This is a genomic window from Robertmurraya mangrovi (assembly GCF_034427655.1).
Taxonomy (GTDB): domain Bacteria; phylum Bacillota; class Bacilli; order Bacillales; family Cytobacillaceae; genus Robertmurraya_A; species Robertmurraya_A mangrovi.
In genome coordinates this window covers 439487-454616 of the sequence record NZ_JAXOFX010000002.1, presented here as the reverse complement: position 1 = coordinate 454616, position 15130 = coordinate 439487, and the positions used below count along the sequence as shown (strand labels likewise).

At 34.5% G+C, this 15130-nt stretch carries 15 protein-coding genes and 1 riboswitch; of the genes, 3 read left to right on the top strand and 12 right to left on the bottom strand.

All coding sequences use genetic code 11. The features are described 5' to 3' along the window. Positions 1-97 precede the first annotated feature (97 nt). Positions 98-1072, top strand: a complete 975-nt coding sequence (locus SM124_RS05405) for an asparaginase (RefSeq protein ID WP_322445250.1) — start codon at positions 98-100, stop codon at positions 1070-1072. Positions 1073-1096: 24 nt separating this feature from the next. Here the strand turns inward: SM124_RS05405 and SM124_RS05400 are convergent, their stop codons facing one another. From SM124_RS05400 to SM124_RS05350, 11 genes are all read right to left on the bottom strand, one after another. Then, the gene (locus SM124_RS05400; RefSeq protein ID WP_322445249.1) at positions 1097-2068 is read right to left on the bottom strand and encodes a YpdA family putative bacillithiol disulfide reductase; all 972 of its coding nucleotides are present in this window, start codon (positions 2066-2068) and stop codon (positions 1097-1099) included. Between the two features lie 124 nt (positions 2069-2192). Then, positions 2193-3470, bottom strand: coding sequence for a Glu/Leu/Phe/Val family dehydrogenase (locus tag SM124_RS05395; RefSeq protein ID WP_322445248.1), 1278 nt, complete (start codon positions 3468-3470; stop codon positions 2193-2195). A gap of 406 nt (positions 3471-3876) precedes the next feature. Then, positions 3877-4458 (bottom strand): genetic competence negative regulator, encoded by a 582-nt coding sequence (locus tag SM124_RS05390; protein WP_322445247.1) that lies wholly within the window; start codon positions 4456-4458, stop codon positions 3877-3879. 66 nt (positions 4459-4524) lie between these two features. Then, the gene (locus SM124_RS05385) at positions 4525-5439 is read right to left on the bottom strand and encodes a MerR family transcriptional regulator (RefSeq protein ID WP_322445246.1); all 915 of its coding nucleotides are present in this window, start codon (positions 5437-5439) and stop codon (positions 4525-4527) included. 262 nt (positions 5440-5701) lie between these two features. After that, positions 5702-6469, bottom strand: coding sequence for a metallophosphoesterase (locus tag SM124_RS05380; protein WP_322445245.1), 768 nt, complete (start codon positions 6467-6469; stop codon positions 5702-5704). Between the two features lie 207 nt (positions 6470-6676). Further along, positions 6677-7309: a CBS domain-containing protein gene (locus tag SM124_RS05375; protein ID WP_322445244.1), complete on the bottom strand. Its 633-nt coding sequence runs from the start codon at positions 7307-7309 to the stop codon at positions 6677-6679. Positions 7310-7509: 200 nt separating this feature from the next. Continuing rightward, the gene (locus SM124_RS05370) at positions 7510-7968 is read right to left on the bottom strand and encodes a YpbF family protein (RefSeq protein ID WP_322445243.1); all 459 of its coding nucleotides are present in this window, start codon (positions 7966-7968) and stop codon (positions 7510-7512) included. Between the two features lie 115 nt (positions 7969-8083). Beyond that, positions 8084-8830 carry a LysM peptidoglycan-binding domain-containing protein gene (locus SM124_RS05365; RefSeq protein ID WP_322445242.1) on the bottom strand — a complete coding sequence of 249 codons (747 nt, stop codon included), beginning with the start codon at positions 8828-8830 and terminating at the stop codon, positions 8084-8086. After that, a complete protein-coding gene (locus SM124_RS05360) occupies positions 8823-9434 on the bottom strand; it encodes a CPBP family intramembrane glutamic endopeptidase (RefSeq protein ID WP_322445241.1) in 612 nt (203 codons plus the stop codon). Before SM124_RS05360 ends, SM124_RS05365 begins: the two co-directional genes overlap by 8 nt. A 9-nt stretch (positions 9435-9443) precedes the next feature. Continuing rightward, entirely contained in the window at positions 9444-10937 is a 1494-nt protein-coding gene (locus SM124_RS05355) for a RecQ family ATP-dependent DNA helicase (protein ID WP_322445240.1), read from the bottom strand. After that, a complete protein-coding gene (locus SM124_RS05350) occupies positions 10928-11989 on the bottom strand; it encodes a YpbB family protein (RefSeq protein WP_322445239.1) in 1062 nt (353 codons plus the stop codon). The genes SM124_RS05355 and SM124_RS05350 overlap by 10 nt, the downstream gene beginning before the upstream one ends. A gap of 425 nt (positions 11990-12414) precedes the next feature. On the opposite strand from SM124_RS05350, the gene SM124_RS05345 reads away from it, so the two are divergent. Next, positions 12415-12663 carry a ferredoxin gene (locus tag SM124_RS05345; RefSeq protein WP_322445238.1) on the top strand — a complete coding sequence of 83 codons (249 nt, stop codon included), beginning with the start codon at positions 12415-12417 and terminating at the stop codon, positions 12661-12663. Between the two features lie 93 nt (positions 12664-12756). On the opposite strand, the gene SM124_RS05340 is transcribed toward SM124_RS05345, so the two are convergent. Then, positions 12757-13338, bottom strand: a complete 582-nt coding sequence (locus tag SM124_RS05340) for an ECF transporter S component (protein WP_322445237.1) — start codon at positions 13336-13338, stop codon at positions 12757-12759. A gap of 162 nt (positions 13339-13500) precedes the next feature. Continuing rightward, a riboswitch (FMN riboswitch) is annotated at positions 13501-13637 on the bottom strand. Positions 13638-13906: 269 nt separating this feature from the next. Between SM124_RS05340 and SM124_RS05335 the strand changes: the two genes are divergently transcribed. Continuing rightward, complete coding sequence (locus tag SM124_RS05335; protein WP_322445236.1) at positions 13907-14842, top strand: manganese-dependent inorganic pyrophosphatase; 936 nt, start codon at positions 13907-13909, stop codon at positions 14840-14842. The last annotated feature ends 288 nt before the right edge of the window (positions 14843-15130 follow it).

Genomic DNA, 15130 nt, shown 5'->3' with positions numbered 1-15130 from the left:
ATTTAGTTCAAATATGTATCCATTTATCTTTTCCTAAACTTAGTATAGAATGATGTTGGCGAAGCCTTTTTATATATGCAGTTTGGAGGCAAATGATATGAAAAAGAAAATACTAGTTATTCACACTGGCGGAACCATTTCCATGAGTGAAGATGCTTCAACAGGTGCTGTTCAACCAGGTGATAAAAATCCATTAACAGAAGTAACAAAGAATCTGACTGAAATGGCCGATATTTTAATCGAAGAGCCGTTCCATTTACCTTCCCCCCATATAACACCAGCAGAAATGCTTACTTTAAAAAAGATTATTGATCAATATGCTAAACAGGAACTCATTTCAGGTGTTGTTATTACACATGGTACAGATACACTTGAAGAGACAGCCTATTTTTTAGACTTAACGGTTGATACAACCATTCCTATTGTTGTCACAGGTGCGATGAGGTCAAGTAATGAAATTGGAGCCGATGGACTTTATAATTTAATATCGTCTATTAAAGTAGCAGCGAGTGAACAGGCTATTAATAAAGGTGTTCTAGTTGTATTAAATGACGAAATTCATACGGCCGAAAACGTGACCAAAACTCACACTAGTAATGTATCTACTTTTCAAAGTCCACAATATGGACCGATAGGGATTGTTACAAAAAGAGGGGTATTCTTCCACCATGCACCGACCAAACGAGAGTGTTATGAAATTTCCGATGTGTCAAAAAGAGTCGTTTTAATAAAGGCACATGCGGGGATGGATTCTTCACTTCTAAATGCCATCCATGATTTACAATTTGATGGAGTCGTCATAGAAGCACTTGGACAAGGTAACTTACCACCAGCTACAGTAGAAGGCCTTAAACAATTAATAAAGAGCAACATTCCTGTTGTTTTAGTATCGCGTTGTTTTAACGGTATCGCACAAGATGTGTACGGTTATGAAGGCGGAGGTAAACACCTAAAAGAATTAGGAGCTATATTCTCTAATGGATTAAACGGCCAAAAGGCTAGATTAAAACTTCTGATTGGACTAGCTTCAAATAAAAATGTAAAAGAAATAGAGAGTATTTTTCAAGTATAGAAAAGGTCTGAATCATTTTTTGATTCAGACCTTTTCTTTATGTTTAATAGCCTCTGCTATTTGTGCCCCGTGGAAACGCCCATTTTCAATGAAGATTTCATTCGCATTATTACCAGCCGCGATTACACCTGCAATATAAATACCTTTTACATTTGTCTCCATCGTATCCTGATGGTAAATAGGTCTACCTGTTTCCTCGTCAATCTCCACTCCTATTTTCCCCAGAAAGTCATGGTCGGGATGATATCCGGTCATGGCAAAAACAAAATCGTTTTTTATCTCAAATCGCTGTCCATCCTTCTCGTAGACAACAGACTCAGGGGTTATTCCTTTTATATAGGAGTTAAATTCCATTTTTATTTTACCAGTACGTATTAGAGAATCAAATTCAGGTAAGATCCAAGGTTTAACACTTGGGGAGTAGGCACTTCCTCTATAGATAACAGTTACTCGAGCCCCTGCCTTTATTAATTCGATGGCAGCATCAACACTTGAATTTTTTCCACCAACAACCACAACATCTGTATCAAAGTATGGATGTGCTTCTTTAAAGTAATGAGACACTTTTGGTAAATCTTCACCAGTTACTCCCATGTAATTAGGGTGGTCATAGTAACCCGTAGCAATAACAACATAAGGAGCTTGATAGGTTTCCTTATCTGTTTTGACAAGGAAGTCCCCAGTGTCTTGTTTATCTACTTCTAATACTGTCTCAAAGGAATTTACTCTTAACTCTTTTCTTTTAACCACTTCTCGATAATAAACAAGTGCTTGATTCCTTTTTGGTTTATATTCCTCCGTTACAAATGGAACATCCCCTATTTCAAGTTTTTCACTTGTACTAAAAAATGTTTGATGGGTAGGGTAATGATAGATGGCATTTACGATATTACCTTTTTCGATGATTAAAGGGTTCTTTCCTATTGCCTTTAGGGCAATAGATGCAGCTAACCCACAAGGTCCTCCCCCAACAATAATGATATCTTCTTTCTTCATATATTCACTCCTAAACAATTTATCCAAAAGAACAAAAGTATGTAAACAAAAAATCTCCTATCTAATAATGATAGGAGATTTTTCAATAAGTTTCAAATTATTATCCTAGAACGATTGTGTCAAATTAAATCCAGCCACGGAATCTTGAGGCTTCGGCCATTTTACGAACCCCAACCATATAAGCAGCAAGTCTCATATCACAACGACGTGTTTGAGCGGTTTCATAAATATTCTCGAAAGATTTTACCATTACCTTCTCAAGTTTCTCTTCGACTTCTTCTTCTGTCCAATAGTAACCTTGATTGTTTTGTACCCACTCAAAGTAAGATACTGTTACCCCACCAGCAGAAGCTAAAACGTCAGGTACAAGTAATATTCCACGGTCAGTTAGAATTTTAGTTGCTTCTAATGTAGTAGGGCCATTAGCAGCCTCAACGACAATGCTTGCACGAATATTATGTGCGTTATCTTCGGTAATTTGATTCTCTATCGCTGCTGGAACAAGGATATCACAGTCTAGCTCAAGCAGTTCTTTATTCGTAATTGTATTGTTAAATAGTTTTGTTACTGTACCAAAACTATCACGACGATCTAATAAATAATCTATATCTAAACCATTAGGATCATATAAGCCACCATAAGCATCGGAAATACCAACCACTTTTGCACCAGCATCATGCATGAACTTAGACAGATAGCTACCAGCATTACCAAACCCTTGAACAACTACGCGAGCACCTTCAAGTTTGATGCCTTTTTTCTTAGCAGCTTCTCTAATGCAAATGGTTACACCCTTTGCCGTTGCTGATTCACGACCATGTGACCCACCTAAAACTAGTGGTTTACCAGTGATAAATCCAGGTGAATTAAACTCATCAATACGACTATATTCATCCATCATCCACGCCATGATTTGTGAGTTTGTAAACACGTCGGGAGCAGGAATATCTTTTGTTGGTCCTACGATTTGGCTAATTGCACGTACATATCCGCGACTTAATCTTTCTAACTCTCTAAAAGACATATCTCGAGGATCACATACAATTCCGCCTTTACCTCCACCATAAGGTAAATCTACAATTCCACATTTAAGACTCATCCATATAGAAAGGGCTTTTACTTCCTTCTCTGTTACACCTGGGTGGAACCTGATTCCGCCCTTAGTTGGACCGACAGCATCATTATGCTGAGCCCGGTAGCCAGTAAAGACCTTAACCGATCCATCATCCATTCGAACTGGAATTTTAACCGTCATCATTCGAATTGGTTCTTTAAGCAATTCATATACTTCCTCAGGATATCCAAGTTTCTCTAAAGCTTTATGAATGACAGTTTGAGTTGACTTTAAAACGTCAAGCTTGTCTTCGTGATTTATATTTTCAGTACCTTTCTCGGCTACCATTAGTAAACCTCCTAAAAAAATCGCTTTTGCGGAAGTTGTCCGCTTTCAGTCACAAGTATACACCTTTGGTTAATTTATGCAAGATAAAAAATAAACTTTTCTTCATTTTTTCTCAAACTTATGAAACCGCTACCAATATTATTATTTAAAGGATTTTTCAGTATATTTATTTTTCTATTTTCCCTATAAAGAACATTCATAAACCCTTATTGACGCCTATTTAGTTGTTCATCAGTAAGTACTTCATTCGTTATATCAATATAACTTCAAATATCCCGCAACGGCCAATCTTAATATAAGTACACCTCTTATTATCTGAAACATTTCATATTGTATGTAGAAGAAACAAAAAAACAAACCTACCTAATGAAAAATAGAGCAAATAAAAAAGCCAAACTCTTAATCATTATTTAAAATAATGATTAAGAGTTTCAACCGCTGTATTTTTTGCTATTAATTTACCGTATTCTTCAATTCGATGTATGCTCTCCATTGTTACATTTCCATATTCAGCAAGGATTGCAACTACTTTGTTTACCTCTTGTGGTGTAACATCATCCAAATATAAATAGTAAGAGTTATTCATAGCGTATAAACTGCCACCCATATAGTTCATCAAGTTTAAACGCTTAGAGAGTTGGATAACCTCTTCAAGTTCTTGAAAATGAAAAAGAATTTCTTCATTTCCCTCAACAGTAACCTGCATATCAATAAATCCATCATCTAAGTACTCTTCTTCTTCATCTTGTTCATCTACAGTTACGATCATAATCATACCTTGAGCTTGCATGGAGAATATCTCTACTCCAACTGAACCTTGAATCTCCACACCAAACTCTGCACTCGCTTCTTCAAGCATTTCATGAAAGAGTTGATGCCATTTTAAAGAATCTTTCCATATATCTTCTTTCGTTAAACCCCGCTCTGATAAATCATCAGTTGTGAGGAAAATTTTAATTTTATTATATGTTAGCCGTTCTAAGCGCATTACAATGCCCCCTGCCATTACAACTCTTGCTTTAGTGTATGAAAAAAATGCAGGAAGGTGATTCGGCTAAATATTTACCATTCGATTTTTAATCCATTCATCCCATTGCTCCTTATGGGCTCCAAGAATATGAGGGTGATATTTTCCTTTTATTTCCTCTGGGAGAGTATCTATAGCGAACCCGCCTAATCCAACGTATAAATCCTCGTATTCACGAGCCAATCGCTCAGATAATTGTAGAGTGCCTTCTACATTTTGTTTCATCGTACAGGACATAAAGAAAAATCTTGGTTTAACAATCTGAATAACTTCATCTACATCTTCTTCAGCGATGGAAGCCCCTAAATAAATGACTTCAAAGCCTTTTCTCCTTAAGAATAGAGTGAAAATTAGTAAGCCAAGTTCATGCATTTCTCCTGGTCCACAAACAGCAACTACTTTAGGTAAATAAGCGTTATGAGGAAACGAGTGTAAAATAATTCCTATTCTAGACCTCAAAATAGCAGAAGCAAAGTGTTCATGTGCGGTTGTAATTTTACCATCTTCCCACATATTCCCTATTCTCACCAATAATGATCCTAATATGTCAATTAAAACCTTATCAATGGTAAATAGGCTAAAAGCTTGATTAATCATTTCATGTGCTTTCACTTCATCATATTGTAAAAGGGCATCTAACAACTTGTCCGTCAACTCAGCTACTTGGTCTCCGTCGTAAACTTTCTCATTTGAAGCTTGTTCCATTTGTTCATTGTTCTCAAGAAGGGAGACGGCTTGACTAATTGTAAATCCCTGATCGAGCTTTGAAATAAGCCATTTTAGTATTTTTACATGTTCTTCAGTATATAAACGATGTCCTGATTCATTACGCTTAGGTGCTACCATTTGATAACGTCTTTCCCAAGCTCTTAATGTACCAGGCTGAATGCCAAGCATTTTTGAGACTGCTTTTATGTTATATTTCCCCTCATTGTTAGACATTTAAAATCCCCCATATGAACCGATTTCATAGCATCCGATTAAAATTCAAGTTATATAATTTAATTAGAAACTAAAAGTTATCCTTTATAACTAAATCTTTATGAAACCGATTAATCTAAATGCTTTATAAAAAATTTAACATCATTATATATTACAGTATTAGTTGTGTAAAATTTGTATAGGCTATGAAGAAGTTTTATATAAGCTCTCGTCACAGACTAATATCAGTTTTACAATAAAGTAAAATGACAAAAAAAGGGCTTTAGCCCTTTTTTAATGTTAGTACATGTGTTTCTGACTTTGCCCCTAATCTAAATGGAACAGTGGTGGTACCATATCCATTACTAATAAGGATACTAGTATGGTCCATCTTTTTATAGGAGCCTTTTTCATAAAGTCCATATCCTAAGAACCGAATTTGTCCACCATGAGTATGACCACTTAACACTAGACTTATATTGTCTTCCTTTTTTATTTTCTTAACAATCTCCGGATCATGGCTTACAAGAACTTTAAATCCTTCATCCCCACTATCTTGAAGAGCCAGATCTAAACGGTCCCTTTCCTGTTTCAAATCGTCCGTTCCTAATAAGATAAAACGTTCCCCTGATAATGATTCAAAAGAAACAGCGGTATTGTCTAAAATTTTCACACCTAAATCTAAAAGGGTTGCGTCCAGCTCCCGATAGTCAACCTCGTAATCGTTATTTCCCCAAACAAAATATACAGGACCTAATTGTTTTAACTTCGAAATATTCTCTTTCACTCTCAGTAAAGGGACACCTTTCTCAAGGAGGTCTCCTCCTATTATGACTAAATCCACTTTTTCTGTAATCTGGCTCAACAGTTCTTCCGTAACTTCCCTTTTATGTATATCTGAAATGAAGAATATTTTTATTTTTTCAAAGCTATCAGGAAAGTTTGGAAAAACCAATTCTTTTTTAATAACCCTATTATCTAACCCTTCTTTAAGCATATATAATATTAAAACTGCCCCAATAACCACTATCGCTAATATTATGTAAATCATATGTCCTCCTCGTTACTCATTCATCCATAAAAATCATAACATACACATTTCGAATTTAAAAAGTCACTAAGTTAGTCATGATTTTTATACCCTAGTCTGTACAGAAAAAAACCCTCTCAGGAGAAATGAGAGGATAGCTTAATTTTGTAATTCTAATGATAAATATAATTAAAAAGAAAATAAGAACATCGGTTCAAACGAAACAAATTAGTCTTCCTGGATATTTAGAATTCTAAAGCCTGATTCTTCTAGTTTCTTTGTAAATTTATCAATATTATCCTTCTTTTCAACTTTCATTACAATACGACGGACAAGTTTATCTGTCTCGTCGAAAGTTACTAGAGAGATAATGTGCTCATGGAAATGATGCGCAATTTCTGCCAAACGAGCAATTCTACCTTCCGTCTCAACGGAAGTAAAGGCAATACGAACTCCTGGCTTATGAGTCCCAAACGCTGAACCAAATTGTTCTAACACATCGGATCTAGTAACAATTCCTAAAAACTTAGTATTCTCATCTACTACAGCGAGTAATGGAAAATCCTTAAGGTCTAGTAATGTTCTTTCGAAGATTTCATCTCCGCTAAGATACATATCTGAATGTGTGGCAACCTCAGCAACCGTTGTACCGTTTAAATATTCGTCTCTTGCTTTACTAGAGTTGAAAAAGCTTTCATAAATTCCATATCTCGTTACAACACCAACGTATTTATTCCCTTCTAGAACTGGTAAACCATCAATTTGATGAGATTCTAATTTATCCAGTGCAGTAGTTAAATTCTCGTTGTGTTCAATTGTAAAGCAATGATGTTTTGGAATCATTATGCCTTTTACAAACATACATATCACCTCAGGGTTAGAATAAACACTTAATTTATATATTCCACAGTAAGCGGAAAATACCTATCTTTTCATACTAAATTAGCATACTTATATGTTAATTGCCACAAAAATTTAAAAATTCTGTAAAATAATTGTTATTAAATGATATTGACTAAATTTTTCAAGGGAAAAATAAAGAAGCAGCAGTTGCTGCTTCTTTATTTACTCTCATGAAAGAGATTAATATCATAGTTTTTCTTCATCATTTCATATACATGATGGCGAGTTCTCCAAGCTTCTTCTCTTTTCCAAAGATCCTTACTTTTATCGATAATTTCACATCTTAATGCATGATATTCCTTCTCGGCTTTCTCTCTCTTTTCTCTTAAAAGATTCATTAATCCGTATAAGCCTACAATAAACACTAAAATATAGAGGTTTTTTGATTGATTCACATAAACTGAAAACATAGAAGCAAAAGAGTAGGAATAAGGAATCATGATTGTTTTATAAAGATAGTAAAAGTAAAAAAAGGAAGAAAATATAGATGCCCACATAGACAGCAAGTGTCTGAACTTAAATAAATCAAACTTCTTTTTTTTCTCAACAATCTTTTGAAGCATCTGCTTGGTCGCTTGATCTGTTCTGTCATCTAACATGATAATTGATGATTCCATTCTTCCCTCTCCATTCCCCTAGCATATCTATACAATTTTATGAGTTTGTCCACGGGAAAATGAATAAAAATAATAAAAAACAGACATAAATTTCTATGTCTGTTTTTATGTTCAATTAGTTCAAAGGAATTTTAAGAACTTGTCCAACTTGTATTTCGTTATTAACGATACCATTTGCTTCTGAAATGATTTGTATTCCTGCTTGAGAGTTATAGTATTTCATCGCAATGCGAAACAGAGTCTCGCTCGGCTGTACAGTATGATAGACCATTTTCTTTTGTTGTTCCGTTGCTGAGCTATTTTCTTCTTTTTCCTGTTTTTCCTCTTTTTTAACTTTTGTTTTTTGCTCTGTAGGTGTTGGAGAACCACCTTTATCATAATTTACTGATGCAGAATTGTCGTTATCCTTGCTTTCCGTTTGCTCTACAACACTCTGCGCTTCATTGTTACTTTCAGGTTGCTCTTCTGTTTCAAGCTCCTCTTCATTTTCTTCTACTTCATCAAGATTGCTAGAAGGGTCGGATGATTCCTCCTTTTCTAGGTCGACTGTTTCGTAGCCGTCCGTTTCTCCTGTTGAAGTTTTTAAAGTGCCTTTTTGATTCTCGTTGTATGTGTAGAAACTAAAAATCACGATTGGAAGAAGAATGAATGACAATACGAGCAATCTAATAATAGGATATTTTAGTTTAAACTTGGTTTTCTGTTTTTTGTTTTTATGAAGTCTACTTCTAGGTGGTAATTTTTTATTCTTTACCCCTTCTCCACTTACAACTTCAACTTCGTCTATATTTAGTTCTTCGCTTTGCTCTATTCGCTTCCTTAACCGTTCAGCTTGATCACGTGTTCGGCCTTCCCTAGTCATGTATAATCCCTTCCTGTTCACGAAGTCCATTCCTATTAGAATATCTCAGTTTAAGACCTAATAGAAAGTCAATAATAAAGTGCATAAAGATTGTGACTGCTAGATTCTCGGTTTTCATATAGATGAATCCAATTAAAAAGCTAAGTGCCATGATATTAATAAAAAGAAATGCATTAAATAAATAACGATAATGTACAAGAGCGAAAATGATACTTGTAATCACTAATCCAAAGTGAGTTTGTAATACGCCCCTAAACAAAATTTCTTCGCATATTGCTACCATTGCTGCAATAAAAGCAATTTGTATGATGCTTTTATTTTTAAATAATTTTTCATTTAGACCTCCATCATCGTAATAAGATTTTGGAAGTACTTTCATAAAGAAAATGTCTACTAATACGATAAGAACTCCAACTAAACCACCAATGTAAATAATTCTTATGTCATTCCAAATGAAAAGGCTTTGAAAATCTGTGTATGAATCAAATAGAAATATACCTACAACAAAAGAAACAACTGAAAGAATGGCTTGAGTTGCTAATAGATGGAACATTAATTCCCTGTCAGAAATCTCATTAATTAATTCTCTATACTTATTATTCATATTGTACACTCACTTAGTTAGCATGGCTTGTAAGTAATCTTTCCAATGGAACTGAAAATCTATTGAATGGGCTTCATTCTCTTTTTTGTAAAAAGACTGCATATCCATTCCACATATATCACAACAATTCCTTATATCCATTTTCTTCTGTTCGTCAAAATAATTCAAGATTTTTTCTCTTCGACATTGAATCGAGTTTGTCCATCTTGTAATTTCATTGATTTTATCCCTTTTGATATTCAATCGTTGTTCGACAAAAAGTTTAAATTCATTCATGTATTTGGTAAGATTTAACTCATTAGCATTTAATGATTGTAAATAATCTCGAATCATCCTCCACTGTATATCTGTTAACCTTGCTAAAATACGAAGTTCAGCTTCAAAATCCGCTATATTTGAAAGGTTGTCAGGACAATTAAGAATCCATTTAAAACATAATTCAATTTGTTTAACATTGGGTAATTCACTTTCTGCTAATTGATAAGGAAGTTGTTCATCACCAGCAATATATAATAGTATTGCAATACTTTCCTTACCATCCCTGCCGGCCCTACCAATTTCCTGTAAATAGGACTCGAGCTGCAAAGGCATATGATAATGTATGACAAAGCGGACATTTTCTTTATTAATGCCCATTCCGAATGCACTCGTTGCGCAAATAAAGTCTAGCTGACCGTTAAGAAATTGTTGTTGGATTAAAATTCGACTTTCTTGGTCAAGTCCACCATGATAGGCCATAACTTTTTGAACTCCGCTACCCCTTAGTAACTCGACCATTTCCTCTGCTAATCTTCTACTAGAAAAATAAATGATTCCTGGTCCTTGTAAGGTAGAGACTAATTCGATTAATTTTTTTTGTTTATCAACAACACTTTCTAACGATTCTACTCGAATCGAAATATTCGGACGGTCTACTGAATAAATAAATTCATTCCACATTTCAAGGTTCAGTGACTGAATGATGTCACTAACGACCTCTTTTGTAGCCGTTGCGGTTAAAGCTAACGTAAGAGGATTGCCTAGCTTTTCTCTCACTGTTCCAAGTTTCATATAATCTGGCCTAAAATCATAACCCCACTGGGAGATACAATGGGCTTCATCCACTACAAAAAGAGCAATGTTAAGCTGTTTAAGTTTATGAACGACAAAATCAATTGAAAGCATTTCAGGAGAAATAAAGATAAATTTATATTGATCAAGACGTGAAAAGATCTGTGTTCTTTCATTTTTATCTAGAAAAGAGTTAAGAGCTACCACTCTTTTCTCTCCACGAATAATAAGCTGCTCGACTTGGTCCTGCATTAACGATAATAAAGGTGAAACAATTAGTACCTGTCCCTCTAATAAATAAGCAGGCAGTTGATAACAAAGTGATTTACCGGTCCCGGTTGGTAACATGGCCATCGTATGAGAGCCTGACAAAATAGAAGTGATGACCTCTTTTTGTCCATGTTTAAATGAATGATAATTAAAATGCTTTTTTAATAGTGATTCTAGCTCCATTTTGAATCACCAAATTTTGAAATGACTAAGCGTATTTTAAAATAATCCATATGTTGAACATACTGTCTAATTTGCTTTAATTGTTTTGAGGGAGATATTTTAGCAGCAGCTAATATTTCAGCTTGTTCATTTTCGTTAACATAAGGTTCTATACTGAAGTTTTTCATGTTCAGAGCTAACTCAACAATATGGTCATGAATGGTGCTCATTTTCAACCTCCTCATAAAGGCTATTTCCTCTATTGAGTAGCCTTTTTGGATAAGATTATAAGTACTTTTGGTAGAATGTGTGAGTGGAAGCTCCTCATTAAAATTATCAATCATAGAGAACAATATGGGGTAACATTCAGGATTCGTGGAAATGACGCTAATCATATAATGTAATAAACTAATAAAATTATAATGATAAAAGCTATTCTCTATATTTAACACCCCTGCAGCTTGTTGATCAGTTAACCCTATTGTGTTGTAACCTGTTAATCTAATAACGACAGATGAAGGGTCTAAATCAGGTTCATTTTCAAAACAGCCAATTAATTCTTTTAAAAGGACTTCGCTTAACTCACTACGATTAACTGGAATAGTAAGTAAGAATTTCTTAAGCCAAATTTGAACTTCTCTATCTTTTTGAATCGGCAAATACCTTGTTTCCCCATGTTGAAGGTTGGATGCAACTTGTACCAACAAGGAAAGCCTTCTCCAAAATATTTCTGTATACTGAAAGGTCCAGCCGTTTAAATATTTTAATATTGGGTATTGATTACAAAAGGGTTTTACAATTTCTAAACCTTTTTCAGTTACTAAAACATGTGAATCTTGTTTTTTCATAATGTGTCCTTGATTCAGCAAGGTTTTAATAATAGATTCTAACTGTTCACGTGTTATCTGATGGTAGGAACCAAAATAAGGTAACAGCTGAAAAAGATGGGCATCCTGTAAAGTTTGGGAAGACTTCTTGCCTTTTAACAGGTGGTATATAGAATAAATGGTCCTCTCACCGTCTATTTTATATAAACAGAATAGGATAACTTTTTCTATAAATAGAAGGTTCATTCAATCACCTTAGGAATAATATTTTTTTGTGACTAAATAATCAATATAACCATGGTAATAATATTGTAAGAAAATATTTTAACTCCTGGTTAGTGATTAATATGCAAATTTCTCACTTTAAACATAATTCTATTTTATCACGAATAGAATAATTAAGTTGAAGTAAATTCTTCTTTAACTTCCTAGTGTGTTTAGTTCAGGATTCATTTTTCACATAATAAAAACATTTTTTTAAACATCCTGTCCTTATTTTAAGGCTAAAAGTTGTCTAAACCCTTATATGATAAGCATTCTCAATGCTTTTTCTATTGAAAAGTTATTCATTCACCTTTACAATAAAAGATGAGGAATGCGTTTCCATTTAAATTAAAATGGAATACACTATTAAGAGAAAAATGTTTTAATTCATTGGGAGGTTTTTTTTCATGGCAAAATACACAATTGTAGACAAAGAAACTTGTATCGCATGTGGCGCTTGTGGAGCAGCTGCACCAGATATTTATGATTATGATGATGAAGGCATTGCGTTCGTTACTCTTGACGACAACCAAGGGATTGTAGAAATTCCTGATGTATTAATCGACGATATGATGGATGCATTCGAAGGCTGTCCAACTGATTCAATTAAAGTTGCAGACGAATCTTTTGATGGCGATGCATTAAAATTTGAATAGTATTCAATAAAAAATCCCCTAGTAGGGGATTTTTTTTGTCACAAAATAAACAACAGCAACGTTTCCATCGTTGCTGTTGTTAACTTATATTTATTAAGCACTTTTATACGTACTTTGCTTCATAATCCATGTATTCATTCTAGTAAATAACAGCATAAAGATAACAGCAATAAAAGCACCTTTAATTAAATTAAATGGTAGTATACCCGTTACGATTAGTGTACGAGTTTCAGCTCCCGACATTGCTGGCATATTCAAAAAGAATGTATAGGCAGGTAAAATGACAAAATAATTTAATACACTCATTAATACAGCCATTGTCACTGAGCCTACTACTAAAGCAATTGTCATGCCTTTAGTAGTTTTAAGCTTTTGGTACACATAGTAAGTCGGAAGTACAAATAGTATGCCTGCTATGAAGTTTGCAAAATGCCCCACCGGAACTCCTGTCGCACTACCTGTCATAAAGTAATCTAGTATGTTTTTCAATAACTCTACTAGTATTCCTGCAACTGGACCAAAGATGATGGCGGCAATTAATGCAGGTACATCACTGAAATCGATCATTAAAAATTGTGGAAATGGCGGCAGTGGAAAATTCAATAACATCAAGATGTAAGACAAACTACTCAACATTCCAATTGAAACTAAAGCTTTAACATTAAGTTTTTTCATTTCTTCCTCTCTCCTTTTAGGCCATCTCGCTTAAAGAAGAAAAGTTCAGCAATTTTAACATACCAGTCTATACAAAAACCCTCAAGCTGCCACTTGAGGGATTAGATAAAAAGGTATGCTTAATAAACGTTCAAACTTACATTTTTTGAACGTTTGCAGAACCTCCATCCTCTCCCATCCAGACTTTACTGTCGGCTTTGGAATCGCACCAAATCCTGCCCAAAACAAAAGGCTCGCGGGCTTAGAGAAAATATCTCATCACCGCCGGTCGGGAATTTCACCCTGCCCCGAAGATAGACCAATATTTAATTAACGTTTTTATTATAGCGCACAAATTCTCATTTGGAAATAAGTTTGTTTAGTTACTATTCTTGATTGACTAATATGATCAATTTGGAACAAACTAAACCGGCTTAGGTAGCATAATTTCTTTTGCGGTTCTTCTTAATTTTATGTTAAATTATTAGGTGGAACTTCTGATTATTAATCAAGTTTTCATTAGGCTATTTAAGTTAGCAGCAGTCACAAATTTTACATATTAACAAAATCCATTTAAAAGGAGATCAACATGGAAAAAGTACTTATTTTTGGACATAAGAACCCAGATACTGACTCTATTTGTTCAGCAATCGCTTACGCTGAATTAAAGAAAGAACTAGGAATGAACGTTGAACCTATTCGCCTAGGGGAGATTAACGGTGAAACAAATTATGCACTTGAAACATTTAAAGTTAAACAGCCTCGTTTAGTTGAAGCAGTAGCGAGCGAAGTAAATCAAGTTATCTTAGTGGATCATAATGAGCGTCAACAAAGTGCAAATGATATTGATCAAGTTCGTGTACTTGAAGTAATTGATCATCACAGAATTGCAAATTTTGAAACTAGTGACCCTCTATATTATCGCGCGGAGCCTGTTGGTTGTACTGCAACGATTTTAAAGAAAATGTACAAAGAAAATGGAGTAGAAATTCGTAAAGAAGTTGCTGGACTAATGCTTTCAGCTATTATCTCTGACTCTTTATTATTTAAATCTCCAACCTGCACACAGGAAGATGTGGATGCAGCTAAAGAACTAGCGGAAATCGCGGGCGTTAATGCTGAACAATACGGCTTAGAAATGCTAAAAGCTGGTGCGGACTTAAGTGATAAAACAGTCGAGCAACTAATTTCACTTGATGCGAAAGAATTCCAAATGGGTAATTCCAAGGTAGAAATTGCTCAAGTAAACGCGGTTGATGTACAAGATGTTCTATCAAAACAAGACGAACTAGAAGCAGCACTGAACCAAAATATCGAAAATAAAAACTTAGATTTATTCTTATTAGTAGTAACCGATATTCTTAACAATGACTCCACAGCATTAGCTTTAGGTCAAGCGACAGATGCTGTTGAGAAAGCATACAACGTTACACTTGAAAACAACAAAGCTTTATTAAAAGGTGTAGTCTCACGTAAGAAACAAATCGTACCTATTTTAACAGATGTATTTAATGCAAGAGGATAACCATTAACAGCACGCAGAATTTATAATCTGCGTGTTTTTTTGATTGTTTGGTAGGTGTTAGAAAATAAATCTTTTTATAATATCCGAACATTAATGATATTGAATCATTGTAAGCAAAGGTATTTTAGCTTAAAATCACTGAGTTGATTGGAGCGGAGGGCACTTGACTCCTGCAGGGATAGAGGGAATGGGAGACTCACGCATGGCGGCACGCCGAGGAGGCTCCCATCCCTCCCGAGGAAGAATTTGCTCTTTGAAAAAATCGGGTTTTGGATTTTTTCTTTAATT

Excerpts from the sequence above, each read along its gene's own strand:
- SM124_RS05405 (WP_322445250.1), top strand. The coding sequence starts at position 98 with ATGAAAAAGAAAATACTAGTTATTCACACTGGCGGAACCATTTCCATG.
- SM124_RS05400 (WP_322445249.1), bottom strand. The coding sequence starts at position 2,068 with ATGAAGAAAGAAGATATCATTATTGTTGGGGGAGGACCTTGTGGGTTA.
- SM124_RS05395 (WP_322445248.1), bottom strand. The coding sequence starts at position 3,470 with ATGGTAGCCGAGAAAGGTACTGAAAATATAAATCACGAAGACAAGCTT.
- SM124_RS05390 (WP_322445247.1), bottom strand. The coding sequence starts at position 4,458 with ATGCGCTTAGAACGGCTAACATATAATAAAATTAAAATTTTCCTCACA.
- SM124_RS05385 (WP_322445246.1), bottom strand. The coding sequence starts at position 5,439 with ATGTCTAACAATGAGGGGAAATATAACATAAAAGCAGTCTCAAAAATG.
- SM124_RS05380 (WP_322445245.1), bottom strand. The coding sequence starts at position 6,469 with ATGATTTACATAATATTAGCGATAGTGGTTATTGGGGCAGTTTTAATA.
- SM124_RS05375 (WP_322445244.1), bottom strand. The coding sequence starts at position 7,309 with ATGTTTGTAAAAGGCATAATGATTCCAAAACATCATTGCTTTACAATT.
- SM124_RS05370 (WP_322445243.1), bottom strand. The coding sequence starts at position 7,968 with ATGGAATCATCAATTATCATGTTAGATGACAGAACAGATCAAGCGACC.
- SM124_RS05365 (WP_322445242.1), bottom strand. The coding sequence starts at position 8,830 with ATGACTAGGGAAGGCCGAACACGTGATCAAGCTGAACGGTTAAGGAAG.
- SM124_RS05360 (WP_322445241.1), bottom strand. The coding sequence starts at position 9,434 with ATGAATAATAAGTATAGAGAATTAATTAATGAGATTTCTGACAGGGAA.
- SM124_RS05355 (WP_322445240.1), bottom strand. The coding sequence starts at position 10,937 with ATGGAGCTAGAATCACTATTAAAAAAGCATTTTAATTATCATTCATTT.
- SM124_RS05350 (WP_322445239.1), bottom strand. The coding sequence starts at position 11,989 with ATGAACCTTCTATTTATAGAAAAAGTTATCCTATTCTGTTTATATAAA.
- SM124_RS05345 (WP_322445238.1), top strand. The coding sequence starts at position 12,415 with ATGGCAAAATACACAATTGTAGACAAAGAAACTTGTATCGCATGTGGC.
- SM124_RS05340 (WP_322445237.1), bottom strand. The coding sequence starts at position 13,338 with ATGAAAAAACTTAATGTTAAAGCTTTAGTTTCAATTGGAATGTTGAGT.
- SM124_RS05335 (WP_322445236.1), top strand. The coding sequence starts at position 13,907 with ATGGAAAAAGTACTTATTTTTGGACATAAGAACCCAGATACTGACTCT.